Annotated in this window: 1 tRNA gene and 2 rRNA genes; all 3 read right to left on the reverse strand. The window is 50.0% G+C overall.

The window, feature by feature from the left end:
• Positions 1–100 (reverse strand): 23S ribosomal RNA (locus tag HEP82_RS19850); the annotation flags it as partial.
• A 190-nt stretch (positions 101–290) separates the two neighbouring features.
• A tRNA-Glu gene (locus HEP82_RS19855) sits at positions 291–366 on the reverse strand.
• 91 nt (positions 367–457) lie between these two features.
• Positions 458–526 (reverse strand): 16S ribosomal RNA (locus HEP82_RS19860); the annotation flags it as partial.

The raw sequence follows: 526 nt of genomic DNA on the forward strand, positions 1-526 counted from the left end.
ACAGGTTCATATCACCTCGCCGACGCTTTTCGCAGATTAGCACGTCCTTCATCGCCTCTGACTGCCTAGGCATCCACCGTGTACGCTTAGTCGCTTAACCTCACAACCCGAAAGTGTCTCGGGCATGAGTCTTTGAGAGACTCGAACAACACATGAACTCTCGTCCACATGCCGTCGTTTCAATTTTTCAGCTTGTTCCAGATTGTTAAAGAGCTAATAACATAAACCTGACTATCACTAATCAGTTTTAGGTTACTGTTGACCGTGCCTTTCACTCACCGTCCGTTCAATGGCGTCCCCTAGGGGATTCGAACCCCTGTTACCGCCGTGAAAGGGCGGTGTCCTGGGCCTCTAGACGAAGGGGACATCTCTTGTCAGCTTCGCAAGACGCTATCGAACTCTTGTTTATTTCATCAGACAATCTGTGTGAGCACTGCGCATCGCGCTTCAGTTCTGGTAAGGAGGTGATCCAACCGCAGGTTCCCCTACGGTTACCTTGTTACGACTTCACCCCAGTCATGAATCA

This window comes from Musicola keenii (assembly GCF_014855505.1).
In the GTDB taxonomy this organism is placed as follows: domain Bacteria; phylum Pseudomonadota; class Gammaproteobacteria; order Enterobacterales; family Enterobacteriaceae; genus Musicola; species Musicola paradisiaca.